This window comes from Nitrospina watsonii (assembly GCF_946900835.1).
GTDB classification, from domain to species: Bacteria; Nitrospinota; Nitrospinia; order Nitrospinales; family Nitrospinaceae; genus Nitrospina; species Nitrospina watsonii.
Genome location: NZ_OX336137.1, coordinates 2,431,965 through 2,455,789, shown reverse-complemented (window position 1 = coordinate 2,455,789; position 23,825 = coordinate 2,431,965). Strand labels below are relative to the sequence as shown.

23 protein-coding genes are annotated in these 23,825 nt (G+C 58.9%); 10 read left to right on the top strand and 13 right to left on the bottom strand.

From position 1 onward, the window contains the following. Positions 1-52 precede the first annotated feature (52 nt). Entirely contained in the window at positions 53-1,192 is a 1,140-nt protein-coding gene (locus tag QML71_RS11440; protein WP_282012061.1) for a lipocalin-like domain-containing protein, read from the top strand. 322 nt (positions 1,193-1,514) lie between these two features. On the opposite strand, the gene QML71_RS11435 is transcribed toward QML71_RS11440, so the two are convergent. Next, positions 1,515-2,279, bottom strand: coding sequence for a dimethylarginine dimethylaminohydrolase family protein (locus QML71_RS11435; protein ID WP_282012060.1), 765 nt, complete (start codon positions 2,277-2,279; stop codon positions 1,515-1,517). Between the two features lie 43 nt (positions 2,280-2,322). Continuing rightward, positions 2,323-2,796, bottom strand: coding sequence for a gamma-glutamylcyclotransferase family protein (locus QML71_RS11430; RefSeq protein ID WP_282012059.1), 474 nt, complete (start codon positions 2,794-2,796; stop codon positions 2,323-2,325). Between the two features lie 275 nt (positions 2,797-3,071). On the opposite strand from QML71_RS11430, the gene trxA reads away from it, so the two are divergent. Next, entirely contained in the window at positions 3,072-3,404 is a 333-nt protein-coding gene (gene trxA / locus QML71_RS11425; protein ID WP_282012058.1) for a thioredoxin, read from the top strand. Between the two features lie 54 nt (positions 3,405-3,458). Here trxA and bioB read toward each other — a convergent pair whose 3' ends face one another. From bioB to aroA, 3 genes are all read right to left on the bottom strand, one after another. Then, positions 3,459-4,463, bottom strand: coding sequence for a biotin synthase BioB (gene bioB / locus QML71_RS11420; protein ID WP_282012057.1), 1,005 nt, complete (start codon positions 4,461-4,463; stop codon positions 3,459-3,461). 103 nt (positions 4,464-4,566) lie between these two features. Then, entirely contained in the window at positions 4,567-6,654 is a 2,088-nt protein-coding gene (locus QML71_RS11415; protein ID WP_282012056.1) for a thioredoxin domain-containing protein, read from the bottom strand. Then, complete coding sequence (gene aroA, locus QML71_RS11410) at positions 6,647-7,906, bottom strand: 3-phosphoshikimate 1-carboxyvinyltransferase (protein ID WP_282012055.1); 1,260 nt, start codon at positions 7,904-7,906, stop codon at positions 6,647-6,649. Before aroA ends, QML71_RS11415 begins: the two co-directional genes overlap by 8 nt. Before the next feature lie 199 nt (positions 7,907-8,105). On the opposite strand from aroA, the gene QML71_RS11405 reads away from it, so the two are divergent. From QML71_RS11405 to QML71_RS11390, 4 genes are all read left to right on the top strand, one after another. After that, the gene (locus QML71_RS11405; RefSeq protein ID WP_282012054.1) at positions 8,106-8,396 is read left to right on the top strand and encodes a hypothetical protein; all 291 of its coding nucleotides are present in this window, start codon (positions 8,106-8,108) and stop codon (positions 8,394-8,396) included. A 49-nt stretch (positions 8,397-8,445) separates the two neighbouring features. Beyond that, a complete protein-coding gene (locus tag QML71_RS11400) occupies positions 8,446-9,003 on the top strand; it encodes a DUF4149 domain-containing protein (protein ID WP_282012053.1) in 558 nt (185 codons plus the stop codon). 96 nt (positions 9,004-9,099) lie between these two features. Continuing rightward, positions 9,100-10,023: a formylglycine-generating enzyme family protein gene (locus QML71_RS11395; RefSeq protein ID WP_282012052.1), complete on the top strand. Its 924-nt coding sequence runs from the start codon at positions 9,100-9,102 to the stop codon at positions 10,021-10,023. Next, positions 10,004-11,668: an FAD-dependent thymidylate synthase gene (locus QML71_RS11390; RefSeq protein ID WP_282012051.1), complete on the top strand. Its 1,665-nt coding sequence runs from the start codon at positions 10,004-10,006 to the stop codon at positions 11,666-11,668. The genes QML71_RS11395 and QML71_RS11390 overlap by 20 nt, the downstream gene beginning before the upstream one ends. Positions 11,669-11,673: 5 nt before the next feature. On the opposite strand, the gene QML71_RS11385 is transcribed toward QML71_RS11390, so the two are convergent. The 3 genes from QML71_RS11385 to QML71_RS11375 all read right to left on the bottom strand — a co-directional run bounded on the left by QML71_RS11385 (position 11,674) and on the right by QML71_RS11375 (position 14,113). Further along, positions 11,674-12,228: a hypothetical protein gene (locus QML71_RS11385; protein ID WP_282012050.1), complete on the bottom strand. Its 555-nt coding sequence runs from the start codon at positions 12,226-12,228 to the stop codon at positions 11,674-11,676. Positions 12,229-12,244: 16 nt separating this feature from the next. Beyond that, positions 12,245-13,606, bottom strand: coding sequence for a sensor domain-containing diguanylate cyclase (locus QML71_RS11380; protein WP_282012049.1), 1,362 nt, complete (start codon positions 13,604-13,606; stop codon positions 12,245-12,247). A 186-nt stretch (positions 13,607-13,792) separates the two neighbouring features. Beyond that, positions 13,793-14,113, bottom strand: a complete 321-nt coding sequence (locus QML71_RS11375) for a hypothetical protein (protein WP_282012048.1) — start codon at positions 14,111-14,113, stop codon at positions 13,793-13,795. A gap of 549 nt (positions 14,114-14,662) precedes the next feature. Between QML71_RS11375 and QML71_RS11370 the strand changes: the two genes are divergently transcribed. Together QML71_RS11370 and pntB are read left to right on the top strand one after the other, a co-directional pair. Continuing rightward, positions 14,663-16,216 carry a Re/Si-specific NAD(P)(+) transhydrogenase subunit alpha gene (locus QML71_RS11370; protein WP_282012047.1) on the top strand — a complete coding sequence of 518 codons (1,554 nt, stop codon included), beginning with the start codon at positions 14,663-14,665 and terminating at the stop codon, positions 16,214-16,216. A gap of 11 nt (positions 16,217-16,227) precedes the next feature. Then, entirely contained in the window at positions 16,228-17,625 is a 1,398-nt protein-coding gene (gene pntB / locus QML71_RS11365) for a Re/Si-specific NAD(P)(+) transhydrogenase subunit beta (RefSeq protein ID WP_282012046.1), read from the top strand. Here the strand turns inward: pntB and QML71_RS11360 are convergent. Beyond that, positions 17,520-18,179, bottom strand: coding sequence for an NHL repeat-containing protein (locus tag QML71_RS11360; protein WP_282012045.1), 660 nt, complete (start codon positions 18,177-18,179; stop codon positions 17,520-17,522). The two genes, pntB and QML71_RS11360, sit on opposite strands and share 106 nt — an antisense overlap. A 2-nt stretch (positions 18,180-18,181) precedes the next feature. Between QML71_RS11360 and QML71_RS11355 the strand changes: the two genes are divergently transcribed. Both QML71_RS11355 and QML71_RS11350 read left to right on the top strand, forming a co-directional pair. Further along, positions 18,182-18,487: a hypothetical protein gene (locus QML71_RS11355; RefSeq protein WP_282012044.1), complete on the top strand. Its 306-nt coding sequence runs from the start codon at positions 18,182-18,184 to the stop codon at positions 18,485-18,487. Between the two features lie 3 nt (positions 18,488-18,490). Further along, on the top strand, positions 18,491-19,207 hold the full coding sequence (locus tag QML71_RS11350; protein WP_282012043.1) for a formylglycine-generating enzyme family protein: 717 nt from the start codon (positions 18,491-18,493) through the stop codon (positions 19,205-19,207). 10 nt (positions 19,208-19,217) lie between these two features. On the opposite strand, the gene msrP is transcribed toward QML71_RS11350, so the two are convergent. From msrP to priA, 4 genes are all read right to left on the bottom strand, one after another. Next, entirely contained in the window at positions 19,218-20,189 is a 972-nt protein-coding gene (gene msrP / locus QML71_RS11345; protein WP_282012042.1) for a protein-methionine-sulfoxide reductase catalytic subunit MsrP, read from the bottom strand. Between the two features lie 23 nt (positions 20,190-20,212). Continuing rightward, positions 20,213-20,542, bottom strand: coding sequence for a divalent-cation tolerance protein CutA (gene cutA, locus QML71_RS11340; RefSeq protein ID WP_282012041.1), 330 nt, complete (start codon positions 20,540-20,542; stop codon positions 20,213-20,215). 8 nt (positions 20,543-20,550) lie between these two features. Further along, positions 20,551-21,132 carry a YqaA family protein gene (locus tag QML71_RS11335; protein ID WP_371832121.1) on the bottom strand — a complete coding sequence of 194 codons (582 nt, stop codon included), beginning with the start codon at positions 21,130-21,132 and terminating at the stop codon, positions 20,551-20,553. 62 nt (positions 21,133-21,194) lie between these two features. Then, a complete protein-coding gene (gene priA, locus QML71_RS11330) occupies positions 21,195-23,660 on the bottom strand; it encodes a primosomal protein N' (RefSeq protein WP_282012039.1) in 2,466 nt (821 codons plus the stop codon). Positions 23,661-23,825: the final 165 nt, after the last annotated feature.

The window sequence follows — 23,825 nt, the reverse complement described above, 5'->3', positions numbered from 1 at the left end:
GTGAAGTGTGATACACTCCTTCCGCTTCGAACGTCAACTCGTCAGGATCTGCATGCGCTCACTCCGGCTTCAATTTTTCTGCGTTTTCATCTGCCTGCTTTTCAGTATCGCGTCTGCCTGGGGCGAACCCCGAACGCCGGAAACCATCCAACATCCCCTCACCGGTTACGCGTTTCAGTTTCCCCGCGATCATTACGCGCACAACGACTACCAGGTGGAGTGGTGGTACTTCACCGGCAATCTTCAGGATGCCGCCGGCAAAGAATACGGCTACCAGTGTTCGTTCTTCCGCGTGTCGCTGGCGGGCATGAAAGTGCTGCAGCAATATCAAAAAACGCCCTCGCAGTGGGACAACGGCCAGATTTACTTCGCGCACATGACGGTGGCCGATCTCGACGGCAAGCATTTTCATTTTTATGAACGCATCAACCGGCCGGGTCTTGGCATGGCGGGGGCGGCGGCAGATCATCTGGAAGTGTGGAACGAAAACTGGAAACTGGCGGGAGACGCCGCCGCGCGCACACTGGTGGCGCATGAGGCGCAAACGGGATTCGATCTTCAACTGGTTCCGGAAAAAGCGCCGGTGGTGCACGGCACCGGTGAGGACAAGCCGAAATGGGACCTGCCGGAACAAGCGCCGAACTATTATTCTTTGACCCGCATGAAAACCACCGGCACGATCACGATCGACGGCCGGCCGGTGACCGTCACCGGCACCAGCTGGATGGACCACGTGTTCGCCGAACGGTTGCTGGTTCCCGAACAGACCGGCTGGGACTGGTTCTCGCTGAAGCTCGACAACGACACCGAGATCATGCTGCTGCGCCTGCGCATGCAGGATGGAAATTACGATCCACGTTCCGGCGGCACGCTGGTTTTGTCCGACGGCACCGCGGCGCACCTGCCGTCGGAAAAGTATTCGGTGGAGGTGCTCGAAGAGTGGACGAGTCCGAAGTCGGGCGTCACCTATCCCGCCGCCTGGCGGGTCACGCTCCCCGCACGCAACATCACATTGAAGGTCGTTCCCGATATGGCCGCGCAGGAATTGTTTCTGCTGCGCTCGATCTCCAACTCGTACTGGGAAGGCAGCGTGACGGTGGAAGGCGAAGTGGAAGGCCGGTCCGTCAGCGGCAAGGGTTATGTGGAACTGGTGGGCTACGGCGGCAACCTCTCCGGTGCGTTGGGCCGGTAAAGGAAATCGAACTTTGAGTTCCCCCTCGCCTTTTTGAACAATTTTTTGCGCAAGTGGGACCGGGTTTACGGGATTTTAGATATTGTCTTAACAAAGGAGTCCCGTCGTTCACCCTCACCCCGTGAGTGCTCCCATCAAGGGAGAGGGGGAGTTTAAAGTTCCTTCTCCCCTGGCGGGAGAAGGTTAGGATGAGGGGGGCATGACCTTCCTCTTTTTCTATTTATCAATCCCCTCCTTGGAAAGGAAGAGAAGTGCGTGGAGTGCTTCGCCAAGGATCGGGTCGCGGGAGAGTTTCTTTCGTCTTTTAAGGATGCGACGCAGATTACTTCGGGATCAGCAGGCTCAGGCAGGTGAGGCCGCCGTCGGCCTTTTCGAATTCGCTCATGGGCATGGCCCGCACTTCCAGTCCACGTTGTTCCACGAGCGCCCGTGTTTTCGGATTGCCTTTCGGCATCAGCACCGTGCCATTGAGGGTGACGCAGTTGGCGGCGTTCGGCTCGTCGGCATCGACCTCGATGCAGGAATACGCTGCGAAGGGGGCGGGGTCGATGTGCCTCGGGTTGATCAACAATAATTCTCCGGTCAAACCACTGACCGCGCTTTTCAGGTGCAGTCCGTCGCGCACGGCGACCGGCACCACCGGCCGATCCGTAAGCCGGGCGATGGCTTCCACCGCGAGGGGATTGGTGCGCGTGGACTGACCGACGAAAATCGTGCGCCCCACCTGCAACACATCGCCGCCATCGACATACACCGGCGGTTGCAACACCTCGACGTTGCGGTAACGCTCCAATGCGGATTTCGTGTGCAGGGTTTCGCCGCGGCGGCTTTCCGCGCCCATCGATGTCAAAAGCGCGAAGTCGTCGAGGATGATGGCGTTGTCTTCGATGAAGACGCTGTCGGGAAACGCGTCGAGCGGTTCCAGCACGTCCACCTGCGCGCCCAGCGTTTTGAGCATCTCCACATAGTTGCGGTGCTGCACGCACGCCAGGTTGTGGTCGATGCGGGGGCGGTTGGACTGACGCGACAGGGCCTGCGTGAACGACGCGGCGGGGGGGCGGACGAGTGCGGTCAAGGGTGTCAGCATGGTGTTCCCAACACAGCAACCCTCCTGTGAGTGCGGAGGCGGCCTAGTCCACCGTCGGGGTGTTCATCAACCGGGACAGGTACAGCATGGTCAGGTTTCTTTTGCATGCCCGGTAATGTTTGAGCGTGGCCTTGTCGGGCATGAGGCCGTCCTGAGTCCGGTCGCTGTGCGCGATGTACACGAAACCGCTGATCAGTGTGAAGTCGTGTTTGGTGAAACGCATTTTCTTGCGCAGGTACTCATCCGGGTATTTATAAATTTCATCCAGCCGGGGCAGGAACGATTCTTCGATTTCGTAAAGAATGCCCTCCATCATGCCAAGGTTGCTGTTCGTGGGCACGATGTTGGGCAGGCCGAGATTCTCCACGCCCCCGCTGTCCAGCGGGATTTTATTGAAGGCCAGTTTGTGGGCGGAAAGGGTGACGCTGAACTTAGCATTGCATTCCAGACCGTGCTCCTTGAATACACTTGGATCCATCAAGGTGTCGTAGGTAAACCAATTGATGTAATTTGGCATTAAAGGTTCCTGATTCAGGGTTGCGTTCAAAAAAGCACCGGTTTGGAATCCAAACCGGTCGGGATGCATCTAAAAGCTAATAATGGCCCAATGCAGAATACCCCCAATAATACGGGAAAAACGGCCTTGAAAAAAGGTGGTAAATTTATTTAAATAGAAATCCATCGAAAAGAGTCAGGGTCGACTCCCATTAACGACTTATCAGCAGATTTCCGAATTGCCCGCTGCGAGCGTGTTTCGGGGATTGAATCCAGGTAAATGAAAAGGAGCTTGTTATGGCAGGCGGAAAAGTTGTCACGGTTTCGGACGATGAATTCGACAGTTCCATCCTTCAGTCGGACAAACCGGCTTTGATCGATTTCTGGGCGGAGTGGTGCCAGCCCTGCAAAATGCTGGCGCCGACCGTGGAGGAATTGGCTGGTGAGTATGACGGGAAAGTCGTGGTCGGCAAGTTGAATGTGGATGACAATCCGCAGACGGCGACCAAATACGGCATCCGCGGTATCCCGACCCTCTTGTTTTTCAAGGACGGCCAGGTGGTTCAGCAACTGGTGGGCGTCAAGTCCAAAGCGGAAATCCAAAAGGTGATCGACGAAACGCTGGCCTGATCGTGGCCGGTTCGGATTCGAAAACAGATCGCAACAGGCGGGCTCGTTCCTGAATCAGGGACGGGCCCCTGCTGTTTCCAGAACCGGTTGCAGGCCGAGGCGCTCGATCATTTCCATGTCGCGTTTCGGGTCCTGTCCCTTCGTCGTCAGGTAGTCCCCGCCCAAAATGCCGTTGGCGCCGGCGGCGAACAGTTTTTCCTGATGGTCCACGAACACCTCTTCACGTCCGCCGCACACGAACAAATCCATTTCCGGCATCACCAGCCGTAACAGCGCGATGGTGCGCAGCGCATCGTACACATCCATCACTTCCATGCCTTCCATCGCCGTGCCTTCCAGCGGTTTGAGGAAATTGATGGGGAACGACTGCGTTTTGAGCGCCTGGATGTCGAACGCCAGCTCCACGCGTTGGGCAAAGGTCTCGCCCATGCCGAAGATGCCGCCGACGCAGACCGGCAGACCCACTTCCTGTGCGTTCTGCACGGCGCGCACTTCTTCCTCATACGTGTGCGTGCTGACGATGTTCTCGAAATGGCTGCGCGCCGTTTCCAGGTTGTGATGCACGCGGTCGAGTCCCGCGTCTTTCAACTCCTGCAAATGGTCCTTGCTCATCAGTCCCAGCGAGCAGCAGGTTTCGAGGCGCGTTTCTTCCTTGATGCGGCGCAGCGCCTGTTTCAGCGTTTCCATTTCTTTGGGGTCGGTCACCGCCGTGCCGGAGACGACGATGGAAAATTCATTGGAGCCGAAGGCCTCCGCCTTTTTGGCGTTGGCGACGATCTGCTCGACGTCCATCAATTCGTATTCCGGGGATTCGGTCTCGAACTTCGACGACTGGGCGCAGAAGCCACAATCCTCCGGGCAGCGCCCGGATTTGGCGTTGACGATGGAGCAGATTTTGACGGCGCGGCCTTTATAGTGATCGCGCACGCGGTCGGTGCCTTGAAACAGGTAATCGAGTTCTTCCCGGTCCAGGCTTTCCAGTTCCAACGCCTGTTCCCGGCGGATGCCTTTACCGGTCAGCACGTCGTCAATGAGGGTATCTATGAATGCCGTTCTCATGGAACACCAAGGTATGTTTGGTTAATGATGCGTGTGGAAAATCAACCCAAAATACTAGCACAGCCCCGGCTAAAGGCAAATGAAAAGGGGCGGCACGCCGGCCTCACCCCTGCCGGTAGTCGTCCACATGGTTTTTGAGTTCGGGAACGCTGGTGACCGGCGGCAGGCAGGAGCCGTGCTGGCAGACGTAGGCCGTGGTTTTGCCCTGCAATGGGGGTTTGTCCGCCAAAAGCGGCACCCGTTGCGCGTCGGTGTCGGTGTCGAGGGCGAACGCGAATACCGTATTGGGAAAAAACCGCCGCCGCATGAGCCGCCACATCGCCTCCAGCGAGGCGTCGGACTGCACGCCGCGCACGGCGACCTGTTTGCAGCCGCCCAGGTACAGGTGCGCCGCCTGCATCATGAATGAGGAATTGATGCCGTACTCGGTGACCTCGTCGAAGAACGCGAGCAAGATCTTCTCGGCGCGGCGTTCGTACTCGACGTTCTGTGTCAGTGCCGCCAGTTTGAGCAGAGCCATGGCGGCGCTGCTGTTGCCGGAAGGCTCGACGCCGTCATAACCCGACACCTGGCGCACGATCAGTTGTTCAGCGTCGATGGCGGTTTCGTAAAACGCGCCGTCGTTGCCGAATTTTTCTTCAACGGCGGCCATCAGGGCCACGGCCTTATCGATGTAGTCGGGGTTGTACGTGGCTTCGTACAGATCGCAGCAGGCCAGCGCGATGGAGGTGTAGTCGCACAGGTAGCCGTCGTAACGCGCTTCGCCTTCCCGCCAGCGGCGCAGCAGCTTGCCCTCCGGCGTGCGCAGGGTGTCCCAGATGAAGCCGAGCGCCTTCTCGGCTTTGGCGATGCGGTCGGCATCGTCCAGCACGCGCCCGACCTGCGCCATGGCGCGGATCATGAGCCCGTTCCACGACGTCAAGACCTTGTCGTCGAGCAGGGGGCGGATGCGCTGGCCGCGCACGGCGAGCAACTTTTCGCGGGCTTCGGCGATCTTATCGTGCACGTGATCCAGCGGCAGGCCGAGGTCTTTGGCGATCTGTTCCGGCGAACGTTTGACGTGCAGGATGTTTTTGTTTTCCCAGTTGCCGTTGGGCAGCACGTTGTAATAGGGAATGGCGATGCTTGCCGTCTCGCGACCGAGGATTTTTTCGATCTCTTCCTGCGTCCACACGTAGAACTTGCCCTCGACGCCTTCGCTGTCCGCGTCCTCGGCGCTGAAAAACGCGCCTTCCGGCGAGGTCATGTCGCGGTCGATGTACTGCAACACATCGTTGGCGTGGTCTGCGAATTCCTGCTTGCCGGTCACCTGGTAGGTTTCGATGAGCGCGGTGACGAACAGCGCGTTGTCGTACAGCATTTTTTCGAAATGCGGCACCAGCCACTGGTGATCGGTGCTGTAGCGGGAGAGGCCGCCGCCGATCTGGTCGTAAATGCCGCCGTGTTTCATGGCGCGCAGCGTGTTCTCGACGATCTCCAGAACCTGGGCATCGCCGGTGCGGTGGTGATAACGCAACAGCAACGACAGTCCCATCGACGGCGGGAACTTGTTCTGCTGCTGAAACAGAAAGCCGTGATGCAGCTTATCGTAGTACTCGGTATAAAACTGGCGCGTCTTGTCCTCGCCGTGGAACCCGAGCTCCTCCACCGTACCGCCGGTGCTCTGCTCGTCTTTGGCCGCGCCCTTGAGGTAGTTGATCAACGCCGCGCCCTGCTTCTGTACTTTCTCCGGTTCCTCGCGCCAGGTTTTGTCGAGGAAGGTGAGCACTTCCAGAAACGAAGGCAGGCCGTAGCGTCCGACGGACGGGTAGTACGTGCCGCCGTAAAACGGAATGCCGTCGGGGGTGACGAACACGTTCAGCGGCCAGCCGCCCTGCTGGCCGAAGGCCTGCACCGATTTCATGTAGATGCTGTCCACATCCGGGCGTTCCTCGCGGTCCACCTTGATGGGCACGAAATGCTGGTTGAGGTACTCGGCGATTTCCGGGTTCTCGAACGATTCCCGTTCCATCACGTGGCACCAGTGGCAGGTGGCGTAACCGATGCTGACCAAAAGCGGCTTGTTGGCTTTCTTCGCCAGCTCGAACGCCTCCGTGCCCCAGGGATGCCAGTCCACGGGATTGTGGGCGTGTTGCAGCAGGTACGGGCTTTTTTCGTGGATCAGTTTGTTGGTGTATTGGTGTTCAGTCATAAAAACTCTGGAAGCGGTCGAAAAAATCGGGAAACGATTTGTCCACGCATTGGGGGTTTTTGATCCGGATGCCGGGGATGTTGAGTCCCGCCACGGCGAAACTCATCGCCATCCGGTGGTCGTTGTAGGTTTCGATGGCGGCCGGTTTCAACGCTCCGGGTTCGATGGAGATGAAATCGTCGCCTGCCTCGACGTGCGCGCCGAGCCGGGTCAACTCCGCCTCCAGCGCCTGGATGCGGTCGGTTTCCTTGATGCGCAGGTTGCCGATGCCGGTGACGGTGGTGCGGCCTGTAGCGAACAGGGCCACCACCGCCAACGTCTGCACCACGTCGGGCATGTTATTCATATTGATGGTGATTCCGCGCAGAGGGTTTCCTTTGACGGTTATTTTTTCATCGCCGATGTCGATTTTGCATCCCATCTGTTCGAGCACACGCGGGAACTGGATGTCGCCCTGCACGCTTTTGGGGTTGAGGTGGGTGACGGTCACCGTGCCGCCGGTAACCGCCGCTGCCGCAAAGAAATACGACGCGCTGGAGGCATCGCCTTCCACCCGGTAGGTCTGCGCCCGGTAACGTTGTCCCGCCGCGATGCGGAAGCGCTGGTACGACTCATTGATCACAGTCACGCCGAAGGTCTTCATGATGTCGAGCGTGATGTCCACATAGGATTTGGATGTGAGGTCGCCGAGGATCTCGATGGTGGTGTCCTGCTGAAAATACGGAGCGCAGATCAACAGCGAGGTCAGGTATTGGCTGCTCTGGTTGCCCGCGAGTTTCAGGGTGCCCCCTTGGGGCGATCCGCCGTGGATGGTGAGTGGCGGGCACTGGTTGCCGCGCACCGATTCAGCCCGGATTCCCATTTGCCTCAAACAGTGCAGCAGGTCCTCGATGGGGCGTTCCTGCATGCGTGCGTCGCCGGTGAGGCGTGTTTCGCCCGGCGCCAGCGTGGCGAAGGTGGTCAAAAAGCGCATGGCGGTGCCGGCGTTGCCGACGTGGAGTTCCTGCTGCGGGGTCTGGAGGACGCCGCCGGTGCCCTCGACGATCACCGCCTCGCTTTCTTCCCGGCAGGCGATGCCGAACTGGTCCAGCGCCTGCCGCATGTAGCGCGTGTCGTCGCTGAACAGGGGGCGGTCGAGGCGGACCGATCCTGCGGCCAATGCCGCCAGCAGGTAGGCGCGGTTGGTGTAACTTTTCGATGAGGGCGCCTCCACGCTGCCGTGGGCGGCCTTCAACGGTTTGATTTCAATCAATGGATGCTCCCTCAAGCGATGCATGGCAGGCTTTTGTAATGCGGCCAACTATATCACAAAGCCCGGTTTCCGCGCAGCCCGACGGGGTGTCGGCCCGTCTTGTATCGCAATTGGGGTTTTGCTATGATTGACCGCAAGCACTCATTGCAGCGCACAATTTATTAAGTTTATAGTTTTATTGAGGTTTCAGAGTCCGGCCATGAGATGGTTCACGTTTGCTTATTGGAAAGAGTGGTGGTTCAACAAGCCGGAAACCGAGCGGAAACGGCTGAAGTCGTTCGTCCCCCTGTTACTTTATACGTTCGGTTTTCTGTATTTTGTGATTTACTTGTCCATCCTCAACTCGGTGAACCGGTATAAGACGGGCGACACGGTCAAAAGCTGGTTCGGGGGAGACCGGCCGGAAATCGTCGAGCTGAAGGAACATCAGGAGCGGCAGATTCAGAAAAGTTATAAAGAACTGCGCAAGCAGGTCTCCGGCGGACGCTGAACCCGGCCCGCACGCCTTGGACTGTAAGGAAAAGGAACTCATTTTTTAAATGAAACGTTTGATTTATTTTTCCAACTGGTTGTATCTGTTCTCCCTGGCCCTGTGGGTGGGGGGCATGTTTTTGCTCGGCATCCTGGCGGAAATTGTGGTGCGCGTGAAATTGAAAGAGCAGCCAGAGATGGCCAGCAAGGTGATGAACGGTCTCATGGATATCTTCAACGTGCACATCATTTACTGGTGCATGGGGCTGATGGTGGCGGCGGTGCTGATCAAGTTTCTGGCGGACCGGCAGGGCTGGGGCGGGTACGTGGAACCGAGGGTGACGAAAAAGCGGTACACCCGCGAAGTGTTTCTGGTCATCATGGTGGCGCTGGCCCTGTACATCGGCAGCGTTCTGAGGCCCGAAATGCACGCCATGGATCAGCAGAAAAAAGCCAATCCGGAAAACCTCCAGTTGCAGCGTCAGTTTGACACGTACCACAGCCGCCTGACCTGGCTTTACACGGTCAACATGATCCTCGGCCTGGGGTTGTTCTGGATTCATGGCAAGGAAATGGCCCGGTTCCGGGGAACCGGCCAACCCACACAACCGGCTTCGATGCTGTGAAGCCCGGTGCACAGTCTGAACACGTGAATCCAAACACATTTGAAGTTGGGGTGGATGTTTAAACAGACTCAGAGATTTTGCCGTTTCGTGATCTTTGTGTCACTGTTGACGCTGGGGATGGCGTTGTCCGTCCAGGCCGCTTCCGTGCATGACGAAGAAGAGGCGATGACGCGGGAGGATATCCGCAAACGGTATTCCGACATGGTGGAGATCCCCGGCAGCACGTTCCGCATGGGGTTGGGGTTCCACAAGATCACCGACATGCTGGAGATGTGCTGGCAGGTGGACGAACGGTGCAGCCGCTGGTGGTTCAAGGACGAATACCCGGATCACATGGTGTACCTCGATCCCTACTGGATCGACATCTACGAGGTCACCAACGAAAAATACCTGGAGTTCGTCAAGGCCACCGGCCACCGCCCGGCCCTCGACGACACCTGCGACACGAAAGCCTGCTGGGACGGCAACTTGTGGCAGGGTGCGAGTTTCCCGAAAGCCATCAAGAACCAGCCGGTGACGCAGGTGAGCTGGCGCGATGCCAATGAATACTGCAAGTGGCGCGGCAAACGGTTGCCCACCGAGGCGGAGTGGGAGAAAGCGGCGCGCGGCCCCATGGGCAATCTCTATCCCTGGGGCAATGACACGCCGCCGGGAAAAGCCACCTATCGCCGCAAATGGCGCGGCATCCACACCATGACCGATGTCGGCAGTTACCCCAACGGGGCGTCGGTGTACGGCGTGCACGACATGGCGGGCAACGTGTGGGAGTGGGTGTCCGACTGGTACGACCGCCACTATTACAAGAAACGGGTGAGGAGCAATCCCCAGGGACCGAAGCGCGGCGTCTTCAAAGTCATGCGCGGCGGGTCCTGGGTCAATTACGAGGACACGCTGCACAGCGCCTTTCGCCGCTGGGCCCGCCCCTATGTCCGGTTCAACGATGCCGGGTTCCGCTGTGCCAAGGATCCAATCGAACTCCCGGATCCTCCGGAAGAAATAAATGAAGCCAAAACGGACTGATGATCTCAGCGAACGCGAGCGCGATATCCTTCGCCGGTACGTCACCGACGTGGACGCGCGGGTCTTCTCGATTCGCGACCTGAATCCGGAGGTCATCGGTGCGGCGCTCGCCCGCTACAGCCGCGCTCCCACCGGGTTCAAGGAAACCGTGGCGCGCGAGTTCCTCAACGCCGACGGCACGCCCAACGACATCAAGGGCAGCGAAATGGTGGATCGGGTCGTCAACAAGTTCGGCGACGATTCGGTGGCGGAGCTGGCGGTGGCGCCGCTCTGCATCGAGGAAATCTCCAACCTGATGACCAAGATCATCGAGGATTGCCGCATCGGCGGCTCGCCCATCGAGGAATCCACCCGTTACGTGCTGTACGACCAGAAACGCGGCGGCCGCTGGCGCTACGTGCGGTCGCGCACTATCATGGAATCGGGACTCGGCGAATCGTACGTGGCGGTGATGGACTTTTTGTTCGACACGTACGCGGCCATGGTCGAGCCGATGCAGGAACTGTTCCGCAAGCGCCTGCCTGCCGACCGGTTCGCCATCGAGGTCGAGCGCGGTGGCGGCGTGCAGCGTGTGTTCCCCGCGGACCTCACCGACGACAACGAGAAGCGCGCCCACCGCATCGCCTACAACTTCACCATCCGCAGCGCCGCCTGCGACATCATGCGCTGCATTCTTCCGGCGGCAACGCAGGCCAACGTCGGCATCATCGGCAACGGGCGTTTTTTCTCGATGCTGATTTCCAAATTGCAGACCGAGGAATTGAGCGAGGCGCAGGACCTGGCGGAGCAGATCCGCGAAGCCCTGAACCACCAGATCCCGACGTTCATCAAGCGCGCCGCCCGCCGCGAACACCGCGCCGACGTGCATCGGAAAATGCGCGCCCGCTGCGACGAACTGTTCGCCGCCGAAGCCATCGAGACCGTGCCGGAAGTGGTGTTGCTGGACAACCGCGACGAGGATTACTTCATCAACCTCGTGGCCTCGATGATTTTTCCGTACGTGCAGCACTCCACGCAACAAGTGCGGCGCGTGGTGCGGGCGCTTTCCGAACAGGCGCGCCTCGACATTTTCAATCTGTATATGGGCGAACGCAAAAGCAAACGCGACCGACCGGGCCGGGCGCTGGAGTACGGCTATCCCATCGAGTTCGACATCGTTGCCGGGTTCGCCGAGTACCGCGACCTGCAACGGCACCGCATGCTGACCCAGCAACGGCAGGACATGGGGGTGTTGCTGGGGTATTCCATTCCCGACGAGATCGAAGAGGTCGGCATGCTGGATGCGGTGCAGGAATGTTTTCAACGCGCCGAAGGCTTGCACCACGATCTGAAACGCGCCGGGCTGCGCGAAGAGGCGCAGTACGCCGCGTTGTTCAATCATTTCATGCGCTGGAACATGGGCATGAACCTGCGCGAGCTGGGCCACTTCACCGAGTTGCGCACGCAGAAGGCGGGGCACCCCAAGTACCGGCGCGTGTGTCAGACTATGGCGAAACTCTACCTGCAACGCCATCCTGAGATGGAACCGGTGCTGCGTTACGTCGATCACAACGACTACGACCAGAGCATCACCCGCGCCGAGCAGGAAGCGCGCACCGCCCGCAAAAGCCTCACCACCGGCGTGTTCGACGACATGGACGACTGAGCCCGTCAGGGTCCGCCGTCAAACACCGCCTGTTCCCGAAACACCACCGGCAAATGGGTTTTTGGGATTTTCCATAAATTGAGTTTTTTCGAACCGAAATCCGAATACACCACCTTGATGTGCGCTTCCAACGCGCCGCCGTCTTCACTCACCACCACGCGCTGCATCTCCACGAAACTGGCCCCGGCGCCGCGATTGGAAAACCATAAGACGGTGTGGCGGTTGAAATCGATGGGTGGCGGGTCGGGGATGAGCCAGTTGAGCAGACGCGGAAAATCCGACATCACGTTTTCCTGCAAGTTCCATAGTTCGAGGAACGCTTCGCGATTGTAAAGCGCGCCGCGGTAATGCACGTCCTCTTCCGGTAAAGACCGCAGCCCCACCTCGGGCGGAACATTGATGGATTGAAAGGGAAGGGAGCCGGTTTCGGCGGCGAAAGCCCATGGAGCGGTGAAGGTGAGGTGCGCTGGCAGCAACAATGCGAAGAACAGGTACGGCCACGCACAATGCCAACGGTCCGGACGGTGGTTGCCAGGCGGAGTAGGGGAAGGAGAGCGCAAGGACACGGCTCCCGTATCAGCCGGATGCTTTTTTGTTTTTGCGGGCCACCGTGCGGTTGCGTCCGGTTCTTTTGGCGTCGTACAGGCAATCATCCGCTTCTTTAATGAAGGATTCCAAGTCGCGGTTGTCATCGTCCACACAGCTCAGGCCAAAGCTGGCCGTCACGCCGACTTCATTGCCTTTGTAATTGAACGTGGCGGTTTCGAGTTTGGTACGCAGTTTTTCGGCGAAGATGAATCCGTTTTCCAGGTTGGTTTCCGGCAGCAGGAAGAAAAACTCCTCCCCGCCCCAGCGGCAGATGTGGTCCATGCGCCGGCAACTGTTGCGCAACAGTTCGCCGACCTGCACCAAAATGTAATCGCCCGCATCATGGCCGAACTGGTCGTTGATATTTTTAAATTTGTCGATGTCCACAATCAACAGCGTGAAAGGGCGCCCGGTGCGTTCGAAACGCGCTTTTTCGTGCGCGAGTTTTTCGTTGAGGTCGCGGCGGTTGGGCAGACCGGTGAGGGGATCGGTGCGGGTCGCCACTTCCAGCTTTTCTTTGAGTTGCAGCAGTTCATGGATGAGTTGTTTTTGCTTTTCCCGGTCGGCCACCTGTTGGTCGATGTTTTCCACGGTGGCGATGGTGACTTTGCCGGCGTCGTCGGACAAAATCTGCGAGCGGATCTTGACCCAGATCACGGCGCCATCGGGTCGGACCACACGGCATTCGGCATCGATCTCGTCGCCTTTCTCAATGACGCGCATCCATTTGCGCACCACGGATTCCTGGTCTCCGGGATGGATGACGTCCCACCACGGTTGTCCCAGACTTTCGGAGATGGTGCGGCCGGTGATCATCTCCCACGCCGGATTGACGTAAGCGATCAGGTTGTCGCCATCCGTCTGAAAAATCCCGATGGGCGAGGCCTGGCTCATTTCGCGGAACCGTTTTTCTCCCAGCCGCAGCTGGTTTTCCATCACGCTGCGTTTTGTCAGGTCAAGTGCGATGCCGATGATTTTTTCCGGCTTGCCATTTTGCATCTGCGGGGACTCGAACACTTCCAGCCAGATGGGTTCGTGCTGGTTGTTGCTGATAATGGCCTTATAGCTGGTCGGCGTTGTGGCGGTTTCCGGGGAGAGTTGACTGCGCTCGGTGAACGTCGCATTGACCGGATGCTGGGTCAGGTGGTTCTGCCAATGGGCGGTGAAGTCTTCGGGTTCGTGCCCGAGCACGGAGGCGATGTTGGAGCTGACCGATATCAACCGGCCGCCCGCATCGCGGGTGAACAGGAAAAAGGGAAACAGCCCATCGAACAATTTGAAAAACAGTTCGGGGTGTTCCAGCAGGAACGTCTTCTCCTGGATGATCTGGTTTGCAATTTCCCGTTTCATTCAGACCTCCGGTTGCATGTGTTCCAAGCCCAGCATGTTTCCACAGGAGACACGGGATGGGCAGCAACTGAATGTTAAGAGATTGAAATGTAAACCAGTGTAGCATTAAACACTTGAACCCTCCCGGAAAAAGTGGGTATTTTCCCACTCTGTTGGCGGCCCCGTGTTCGCGACCGCGGAGCGGCGTCAGTGCAGGCCCATCGCCCTGCTGGGATGAGTCAGGTCGTCGGGGCGCATCACCCAGATGCGGATATTGAGGCGGTGGTGGCGGTTGGCTTTTTCGAGGCGCGCCAGGTAGCGGATATCTCCGGGCTTTTTGAGAATGAGCACGATTCCCGGCTTCAGCCCGCTTTCAGCGGAATAAAACAGGGCCTGGCCGATGGCCTCGGCCCACTTGACGCCGAAATCGAACTCGATGGCGTATTCGGCGGTGACGCAATCGATGCGCGTGCGATCCGCCTGCTGGACTTCGGTGGCCCCTTGAGAAGCGGCGCACCAGGCATCCACAAAGTCTTTTTCCTTGTATGAAACCGGGACGTAATCCGCCGCCAGAGACGGACAGGCTGATATCAGTAATACGATAGCTATTATTAAGTATTCGGAAATTAATGGTTTTGCGGAGGACATGAAGAGGAGGCTCGTCAAATTAAATCGTTGTTTTTTTAATTATAACTGTATTTTTGATCGGTGTCGCGTAAATCCACTTCTGTTAACAAAATTTACCATGTAGAAAATTTTGTGTCCGATGAGGGAAGGTGCAGACGATTCTGGGCAGGGAGGAGCCTCCGGCGGAGGCTGCCGTCTGCGGGCTCAATGAACAAATATTTGCAAGGCCTGGGGTCGCGTTGAATCCAAACACGGAGCCGGATTTAAGCATGTCCAAGTGTGCGAAAATCCGGAAAAGGGAGCCAGAAAAAGGGTGAAATTGAATTTGGTTATGTTAGAGTTTTGGGTTCTATGCTCGGAAATTAAAAAAGTTTTTGACAAGAACCCTGTTTTGGTTATCATTCGTGGGCATTTCTGAGAACCAATTATAAATAAAAGGAACAATTTGCGATGAAAATTGGCATTCCTAAAGAAGTTCATCCCGGAGAGAAGCGCGTGGCCACGACCCCGGAGGTCGCGGTCCAGCTGATCAAGCTCGGGTTTGAAGTCGCGATTGAGTCCGGTGCCGGCGCCGAGGCAAAGTTTTCCGATGCCGCCTATAAAGAGGCGGGGGTGACTGTGCTGGACGGGACCAAGGCGGTCTGGGACCAGAGCGATATCATATTGAAAGTACGCGGACCGGAGCAGCATCCGGAATTGAAGACCGACGAGGTGGAGTTGACGCACCCGGGCCAGATTCTGATTTCGTTTCTGTGGCCGGCCCAGAACCAGGACCTGCTCAAGAAGCTGTCGGAGAAAAAAGTCACGGCCATGGCCGTGGACAGCGTGCCGCGCATTTCCCGCGCACAGAAACTCGACGCCCTGAGCTCAATGGCGAACATCGCTGGTTACCGGGCGTTGGTGGAGGCGGCCCAGTGTTTCGGCCGTTTTTTCACCGGGCAGATCACCGCAGCCGGCAAGATTCCGCCGGCGAAAGTGCTGGTCATCGGCGCGGGAGTTGCCGGCTTGTCCGCCATTGGCACGGCCAAGAGCATGGGCGCCATCGTGCGGTCGTTCGACACCCGGCCGGAAGTCAAGGAGCAGGTGGAGAGCATGGACGCGGAATTCCTGATGCTCGATTTCGAGGAAGAGGGTTCCGGCGAAGGCGGTTACGCCAAGGTCATGAGTGAGGAGTTCATCAAAAAGGAAATGGAACTGTTTGCGGAGCAGGCGAAGGAGGTGGACATCATCGTCACCACCGCGCTGATCCCCGGCAAACCGGCGCCGAAACTCATCACCGCCGATACGGTGAAGCTGATGAAGAACGGCAGCGTCATCGTCGATCTGGCCGCCGAACAGGGTGGCAACTGCGAGTTGACCGAGCCGGGCAAAATCGCCAACGTCAACGGCGTTTCCATCATCGGGTACTCGGACCTGCCGAGCCGCCTGGCCACGCAGGCCAGCCAGTTGTACGGCACCAACCTGCGTCACCTGTTGTCGGACATGTGCAAGGAGAAGGACGGCAACCTCAACGTCGATATGGAAGACGAAGTCATCCGCGGCGTCACGGTGGTCAAGGACGGCGAGATCACCTGGCCGCCTCCCGCCCCCAAACTGTCGGCGGCTCCGCCCAAACCGAAAGAGGAAGCGCCGCCGGTCGTCGTGAAGAAGGCGGAAAAGCCTTCGGCGATGGGACCGGCGATCCTGTTTGGAGGCGGCGCGTTGCTGTTGCTGGGACTGGGTTCCGTGGCTCCGGCGGCGTTCATGGCGCACTTCACGGTATTCGTGCTGGCCTGCTTCGTCGGCTACATGGTGATCTGGAACGTGTCCCCCGCCCTGCACACGCCGCTGATGAGTGTCACCAACGCCATCAGCAGCATCATCATCATTGGCGCCCTGCTGCAAATCAGCTCGGGCGAAAAACTGATCATGTGGTTGGCCGCTGCGGCGACCCTGATCACAGCCATCAATATTGCGGGCGGCTTCGCGGTGACGCGACGCATGCTCGACATGTTCCGTAAATAGGAGGCGAGAAGATGAGTCCAGGAATCGTAACCGCCTCTTATATCGGGGCAACCATTCTGTTCATTCTGGCGCTGGGTGGCCTGAGCCATCAGGAAACCGCGCGGCGCGGCAATATTTTCGGCATCCTCGGCATGACCATCGCGTTGATCGTGACCATCGCCGGGGTCACCGCCAACATGGCCCTGCTGGTCGGGGCGCTGGTGATCGGCGGCACCATCGGCCTGATCCTCGCCAAACGCGTGCAGATGACGGAAATGCCGGAACTGGTTGCTATCCTGCACAGCCTGGTCGGTATGGCGGCGGTGCTGGTCGGCTACGCCAACTTCATGGATCCCAATTCGCATTTCACCGGCATCGATCTCACCATCCATGATGTCGAAACTTATCTTGGCATCCTGATCGGTGCGATCACGTTTTCGGGGTCGGTCATCGCCTGGGGCAAGCTCTGCGGCAAGATCACCGGCAACCCGATGCTGATCCCCGGAAGGCATTTGTTCAACCTCGGCCTGTTGATCGCCACCATCGTGCTCGGCAAAATGTTTGTCGATCAATCGGCGGCGGGTGCGGGTCTCACGCCGCTTCTGATCATGACGGGCATCGCCCTCTTGTTCGGCATCCACATGGTCATGGCCATCGGCGGCGCGGACATGCCGGTTGTCGTGTCCATGCTCAACAGCTATTCCGGCTGGGCGGCGTCTGCCACCGGGTTCATGCTCAACAATGACCTGCTCATCGTGACCGGTGCTCTGGTCGGCAGCAGCGGCGCCATCCTGAGTTACATCATGTGCCGCGCCATGAACCGCAAGTTCCTGTCGGTCATCGCCGGCGGATTCGGCACCACCACAGGCGCGTCTTCTGCGGCAGCGGAAGGGGAGCAGGGCGAGATCGTGGCGATGGAAGCTCCGGAAGTGGCCGAGTTGCTGAAGGACTCGAAAGAGGTCATGATCATTCCGGGTTACGGCATGGCGGTGGCGCAGGCGCAGCACATCGTGCGTGAAATCACCAAAAAGCTCCGCGACAAAAAGATCAATGTGCGTTTCGGCATCCACCCCGTTGCGGGCCGCATGCCGGGCCACATGAACGTGTTGCTCGCGGAGGCGCAGGTGCCGTATGACATCGTTTACGAGATGGACGAAATCAACGATGATTTCCCGGACGTGGATGTCTCCATCATTGTCGGCGCCAACGACATCGTCAACCCGTCGGCACAGGACGACCCGAACAGCCCCATCGCCGGCATGCCGGTCATGGAATGCTGGAAGGGCAAGTACACCATTGTGCTGAAACGCAGCATGGCGACGGGTTACGCGGGCGTGCAGAATCCGCTGTTCTTCAAGGAGAACACGCGCATGCTGTTCGGCGACGCCAAGAGCAGTCTGGACGCGGTGTACGCCGAGTTGCAGAAGTAAGACCGAAGCGCAGGAGCGGATGCGGGATTCATCCGGGCGGCAGCGCCAGGGTGAGGACGGCGTTGCCCCGGCACGAGGGAACCCCCACCCGGTGATGGCGGTAGTCGTAAGCGATGCCCGCCGGGGGTCAGCAGGTTTTCCTTGAGCGTGCTCACTTCGCTGTAGTTTTTGATATGGATTAAACGGTCGCGCTGGAAATCGGAAACGATCAGGTTTCCGGCGCGGTCGAAATCCACCCCGTACAAACTCCCGAACGATTTTCCCAGCAGCGAACGGAACGCTCCGTCGGCATTCACCGCCACAACCTGTCCCCGTCCTGTCACCACAATCAATGTGTCGTGACGTATATCGTGCACCAGCCCGTTGGGTCCGCCCAGCCGCGGATCTTTTACCAGAATCTGAATGCTGTTTCCGGCTGCGGTGTCGAGGCGGTAGATCGCGTTGCCGGCAGGGTCGGAAACGAACAGCACGTCGCGCCGGACCGCCATGCCGCGTGGTGCGTTCAGGAAATTGGACAAGACCGGGAAGTACGCTTCCTGTATCATGATAGGCACACATGACGCACCGGAACAACATTTATGCTGGCATTTTTCTGCTGGGATTGACAGGCATCATGATCGGCGTGGTCGTACACAGTCCCATGCTGTCCATGGTGGCGGGCGCGTTGGGCGCCGTGGTCGGCGGCTTCATCGGCTGGCTGGGCGGCCGGATTTACCTGTTCACCATCTGCATCGGGGTGCTGGCGGGCACGCTGGTGGGGTACCAGACCGGCGACCGCGACATCCTCATCATCGCTGCCGGGTCGGGTGCCGCCATCTCCGGGTTCATCGCCAACTTCATCCAACTCTTTATCCGCAAATAAACCATGAGAGCCGCATCCGGTTTTCATTTCACTTTTCTGATTGCCGCCTGGCTTGGCCTGGGTGGAGTGGCCGCCGCCTCGCCGCACGACGCCAGCATGGTGCTCATCCCCGAAGGTGAATTCGTGATGGGGTCCGGCGCGGCGGAAGACGAACCGGAACACACCATCCACCTCTCCGCTTATTACATCGATAAATACGAAGTCACGCAGCAGCAGTTCGAAGCGGTGATGGGCGGCAACCCATCTGGATTCAAAGGGCCGCGCCATCCGGTTGAGCAGGTCACCTGGTACGAGGCGCGTGATTTCTGCAAACAGGCCGGCAAGCGTTTGCCGACGGAGGCGGAGTGGGAAAAAGCCGCGCGCGGCGATACGACAACGCGGTATCACTGGGGCGACGCCATCGACGGCGAGTATGCGTGGTATTGGGACAACTCCGGCAAGTCCACGCACCCGGTGGGAGAAAAGAAACCGAACGCGTTCGGCCTGTACGACATGGCGGGCAATGTGTGGGAATGGGTGGCGGACAATTATTCCGACGCGTATTACAGGGAAAGCCCGAAGCGCGACCCACAGGGTCCGTTCGACAGCAAGTACCGCTCCGTGCGTGGCGGGTCGTGGCGTGATCTGGAGCAGACGCTGCGTGCCACACGCCGCAATTATGATCTGGCCGCGGGCCGTTTCGATCACATCGGCTTCCGCTGCGCCCGCTCGGTGGAGTGACGGGTAGAGATCAGGTGTAGAGCGACGCGACGAAATCGCTGTAGCCGTTGTACTTCTGGGTGAGGCGCACTTCGCGGGTGCCGATCAGTTCTTCCTTGGTTTGCGGCCAGCGCGGGTGCGGCACGTTGGGATCGACGTTGGCTTCCCAGCCGTATTCGAGCGGTTGCAGCGTGTTCCAGAAGGTGGACGGTTCGTAATCGACCAGCTCGATTTTCGTGATCGACTTGATGCTCTTGAAGCCGTACTTCCACGGCACCACGAGGCGGATCGGCGCGCCGTGCTGTTTCGACAAGGGGTGTCCGTAAATACCGGTGGCCATCAGCACCAGTTCGTTCACGGCTTCTTTGATAGTGAGCGCTTCCGCATACGGCCACGGTTGCCAGAACGCAAACTGCCCCTGCGCCAGAAACGGTTTGTGGAACGACTCGAAGCGGACGTGCGTCGCGTTGGGCAACGGCTCGACGTCATCCAGCAGAGCCTTCAACGGAAAGCCCGTCCACGGCACCGCCATCGCCCACGCCTCGACACAGCGCAGCCGATAAAAGCGTTCCTCCAGAATGAAACGTTTCAGAAAGTCGTCGAGGTCGTACACCTTCGGCGTCTTCACCAGCCCCGTCACTTCCACCTGCCAGGGGCGCGTCTGCAACCGTTGCGCGTGGTGATCGACGTCCTCCTTCACCTCGCTGAATTCATAAAAATTGTTGTAGGATCCAGCCACGGCTTCGGCGGTGATGCGGCGGTCCAGTTTGTATTTGGTGATGCGGTTGGCCGGGTACACGGTTTTTTCGAGATCGGTGAGATTGATCTCCGGGTGCGCGTCGATCACGGATTGCGGCGGCGAGCACGCGGGCAGTGCGCCGGCGGCGAACAGGGACACCATGCCCATCGCCTTCAGCACCTCGCGGCGGTTCAGGTACACCGACTCCGGCGTGACTTCGTTTTCCGGCATCTCCCAGCCTTTGGGAATGTGGATGTTGCTCATTGTGAAAAATCCTTCAGGACTGATTATTTTTTGGGTGGCACCCAGTCGTCGATGCCCTGCAGATAGGCGTCCAGTCCGGCGACGACCGGCAGCGCGATGACTTCCGGCACGTCGTAACTGTGATGCTCGGACACCCACTGTTTGAGTTCGTCGAAGCGGTCGCGCCGCGTCTTGATGATCATCAGCACTTCCGCATCCACGTTCATCTTGCCGTCCCAGTGGTAATACGATTTGATGGCGGGGACCACGTTCACGCAGAACGCGAGCTTTTCGGTCACCAGGCCGTGACTCAACGTTTCGGCTTCCTGTTCCGATCCGGCGGTGACGTACACGACCACATGCTCTTCCATCATCTTCTCCATCACATGACGTATTTCAGGACAAAAAATCCAAGCACCAGCAGAACGAAAAAGGCGGTGCTGAGCAGGTTGAAATAACGCTCGATGAATATCTTGATCTGCGGACCGAATTTATACAGCAGCGCGGCGATGATGAAAAACCGGGCGGCGCGGCTGACGAACGACGCGCCGACGAACACCGGAAAATTGATCTGAAACGCGCCCGCCGCCAGCGTGAACACCTTGTAGGGCAGGGGGGTGAACCCCGCCGCCGCCACAGCCCACGCATTGTATTGCTGGTACCATCCTCCTATTTTATCGAATTGATCCTGAAAATGATAGAACTCGACAATGTGGAATCCGATCAAGTCCATGAACTGCCAGCCCAGCAGGTAGCCGAACATGCCGCCCAGCACGGAACCGATGGAACACACCAGTGCGAAATGAAACCAGCGGGTGGGCACGGCCACGGTCATGGCGATCAACAGCACGTCGGGCGGGATCGGGAAGAACGAGGACTCGGCAAATGCGATCACCGCCAGCGCCGGTACCGCATATTTTGTGGCGGACCAGTGCAGAACCCAATCATACATTTTTCGCAGCATGGGGACCTTGAATCGGATCGATAAAATAAAGAGGTAAAGGGTAACACAGCCCGAAACGAAACTTAAAGCATATTGACGGGATCGACATCGAGCGTGAGCTTGAACTGGGAGCCGGGCGGTTTCTGGATGGCGTCGAGCTGCTTGGCCTTGTGCGCCAGCGCTTGCAGGGCCTCGTCGTGGCGCGACCGGAAAATGAAATGCCAGCGGTACTGGTCCTGCAACCGGTACAGGGCGGCGCGCGCCGGACCCAACAGCTCCACGCCCTCAGCCTCGCGAATGAGCGGCGCAAGTTGGGATTGCAGGTGCTGCATGTACGCCTCGCCCTGGGCTTCGCTGGGATGCTCGATTGCGAGTGTCACCAACTGCGTCAATGGCGGATAGTGCAGCCGTTGGCGCAGCGCAAGTTCCTTGTCGAAGAAGCCGTTGTAGTCGTGACGCGCTACGTAGTCGTACACATAATGGTCCGGGTTGTGCGCCTGGATGACGACGCGTCCGGGAACGGTGCCGCGCCCGGCGCGTCCGGCCACCTGCGTCAACAGTTGAAACGTGCGCTCGCACGAGCGAAAATCCGGAATGTGCAGCGACAAATCGGCGTACACCACGCCGACCAGGGTCACGCCGGGGAAATCGTGCCCCTTGGTGATCATCTGCGTGCCGATGAGGATGTCGATGCGGCCTTCGCGCATGTCGCGGTACATGGCTTCGAAGGCGGATCGGGTGCGCGTGGTGTCGCGGTCGAGACGGGCGATGCGCGCGGCGGGGAACAGGGCGCGCGTTTCTTCTTCCAGTTTTTGCGTGCCGAATCCGCTGAAGCGGATCACTTCGCCGCCGCACTCGACGCAGTGGCCGGGCATCACCCGCGTCAGGTTGCAGTAATGACACATGAGGATTTTGGAACGGCTGTGGAAGGTGAGTGACACGCTGCAATGCGGACACTCGAACACGAAGCCGCATTTTCGGCAGACCACGTAGTTGGCGGTGCCGCGCCGGTTGAGAAACAGAAACACCTGCTCGCCCCGGTCCATGCGTTCCAGGATGGCGCGTTTCATTTCGACCGAGAAGATGGAATAATTTTTGCGTTCGTCGCGTTCCTTGCGCATGTCCACCAGATGCACCGTCGGCATCAAGCGCGTGCCGATGCGCTTCGGCAATGTCAGGTACTGGTATTCGCCGTTCATGGCTTTGTGGCGCGACTCCATCGATGGCGTTGCCGATCCCAGCACCACCACGGCGCCCGCCGCTTGCGCGCGGGCGATGGCGGTTTCGCGCGCGTGGTAGCGGGGCGTCGAGTCCTGCTTGTAGGAGCCGTCGTGTTCTTCATCGATGACGACGATGCCGAGATGTTTCAAGGGAGCGAACACCGCCGAACGCGCGCCGATGGCGATGGGCACCTCGCCCTGCCGGATCTTTTCCCATTCGAGATAACGCTCCACCGCCGACAGGCCGCTGTGCAGGATGGCGACGTTTTCACCGAAGCGGCGGCGGAACAGAAACACCGTCTGCGGCGTCAGCGAAATTTCCGGCACCATCATGATGGCCGTGCGTCCGGCGTCGAGGGCCTGTTGAATGCAACGGATATAAATTTCCGTTTTGCCGCTGCCGGTGACGCCCTGCAGGAGAAACGTGTGGAAGGTTGCCGCGTCGAGCGCCGCGTTCAACGTGGCGTACACCTTTTCCTGATCCGGCGTGAATTTCAAAGGACCGTCCGGTGCGGCGGCGGACAGGTCGAGCGCCTCTCCATCGAACCGCGACACTTGCGTGCTCAGCGTTTCCACCAGTCCTTTTTCACGCAGCTGGCGCAAAGGTCCGGAATACTTTGGAAACCGCTTCGCCAACTCCGGCAACGGCAACTCGCCGTTTTGCAGGCAGTCGTAAAGTTCTTTTTGTTTGGGGCTGCGCGCCAGCAAGGTTTCCACGGCATCCTGTGGCGCGGCGTCGGCTGCGATGCGGACGATCTTTTCGGTTTTGTACGGCACGGAGCTTTTGCGCAGACGCGTTTCCGTGTGCAGGTGGCCTTCGAGCTTGAGTGTGGCCAGCGTGTGGGATTTGTAATTTTTTTTGAGGGCGTGGCGGATCTGTTTGCGCGAAAGCTGCTTTCGTTTGTGGACGAGATGCAGGACGGCTTGTGCGGCTGAGGGCAGGTTTGAAGTCTGCAACGCCGCTTCGCCCTGTGGGCTCAGCGAAAACAGTTCGTGTTCCTCGTCGTCCAGGCCGGCGGGCAGAGCGGCCTTGATGACTTCCCCCCATCCGGCGTGGTAGCGGTCGGCGACCGTGCGCGTGAGTGCCAGCAACTCCGGAGAGATCACCGGCAGCGTGTCGGGAACGTCTTCGAGGTTTTTCAGTTTGAGGGACGCATCGCAGGTGTCGGTGAGCGCCACCACGTAGCCGGTGATTTTACGCGGCCCGAACGGGGCCAGCACCCGCATGCCGACCTGCACCCGATCCTGCAGCGCGGCTGGGATGCGGTAGGTGAAGGCGCCGGGCAGCGGCAGATTGAAAACCACCTGGGCGTAGGTTGGGGAAGTCATGGGTGTTTCACTCGGGTCGGTTTCGCAGGGATGGCGTTTCAAAATACAACTTGAGCCACGGAGATTTTACCAGAGTTCCGGCGTGGGCACACAGCCTGAAAACCGGGGCGATTAATGAATTGACAGCTTGCGGGAATTCCACTAGTCTTTTTCCTTCTCGGAAGG

Bases quoted from the DNA above. Each gene is read 5' to 3' on its own strand.
- QML71_RS11440 (WP_282012061.1), top strand. From the start codon at position 53: ATGCGCTCACTCCGGCTTCAATTTTTCTGCGTTTTCATCTGCCTGCTT.
- QML71_RS11435 (WP_282012060.1), bottom strand. From the start codon at position 2,279: ATGCTGACACCCTTGACCGCACTCGTCCGCCCCCCCGCCGCGTCGTTC.
- QML71_RS11430 (WP_282012059.1), bottom strand. From the start codon at position 2,796: ATGCCAAATTACATCAATTGGTTTACCTACGACACCTTGATGGATCCA.
- trxA (WP_282012058.1), top strand. From the start codon at position 3,072: ATGGCAGGCGGAAAAGTTGTCACGGTTTCGGACGATGAATTCGACAGT.
- bioB (WP_282012057.1), bottom strand. From the start codon at position 4,463: ATGAGAACGGCATTCATAGATACCCTCATTGACGACGTGCTGACCGGT.
- QML71_RS11415 (WP_282012056.1), bottom strand. From the start codon at position 6,654: ATGACTGAACACCAATACACCAACAAACTGATCCACGAAAAAAGCCCG.
- QML71_RS11405 (WP_282012054.1), top strand. From the start codon at position 8,106: ATGAGATGGTTCACGTTTGCTTATTGGAAAGAGTGGTGGTTCAACAAG.
- QML71_RS11400 (WP_282012053.1), top strand. From the start codon at position 8,446: ATGAAACGTTTGATTTATTTTTCCAACTGGTTGTATCTGTTCTCCCTG.
- QML71_RS11390 (WP_282012051.1), top strand. From the start codon at position 10,004: ATGAAGCCAAAACGGACTGATGATCTCAGCGAACGCGAGCGCGATATC.
- QML71_RS11380 (WP_282012049.1), bottom strand. From the start codon at position 13,606: ATGAAACGGGAAATTGCAAACCAGATCATCCAGGAGAAGACGTTCCTG.
- QML71_RS11370 (WP_282012047.1), top strand. From the start codon at position 14,663: ATGAAAATTGGCATTCCTAAAGAAGTTCATCCCGGAGAGAAGCGCGTG.
- pntB (WP_282012046.1), top strand. From the start codon at position 16,228: ATGAGTCCAGGAATCGTAACCGCCTCTTATATCGGGGCAACCATTCTG.
- QML71_RS11355 (WP_282012044.1), top strand. From the start codon at position 18,182: ATGACGCACCGGAACAACATTTATGCTGGCATTTTTCTGCTGGGATTG.
- QML71_RS11350 (WP_282012043.1), top strand. From the start codon at position 18,491: ATGAGAGCCGCATCCGGTTTTCATTTCACTTTTCTGATTGCCGCCTGG.
- msrP (WP_282012042.1), bottom strand. From the start codon at position 20,189: ATGAGCAACATCCACATTCCCAAAGGCTGGGAGATGCCGGAAAACGAA.
- cutA (WP_282012041.1), bottom strand. From the start codon at position 20,542: ATGATGGAAGAGCATGTGGTCGTGTACGTCACCGCCGGATCGGAACAG.
- QML71_RS11335 (WP_371832121.1), bottom strand. From the start codon at position 21,132: ATGCTGCGAAAAATGTATGATTGGGTTCTGCACTGGTCCGCCACAAAA.
- priA (WP_282012039.1), bottom strand. From the start codon at position 23,660: ATGACTTCCCCAACCTACGCCCAGGTGGTTTTCAATCTGCCGCTGCCC.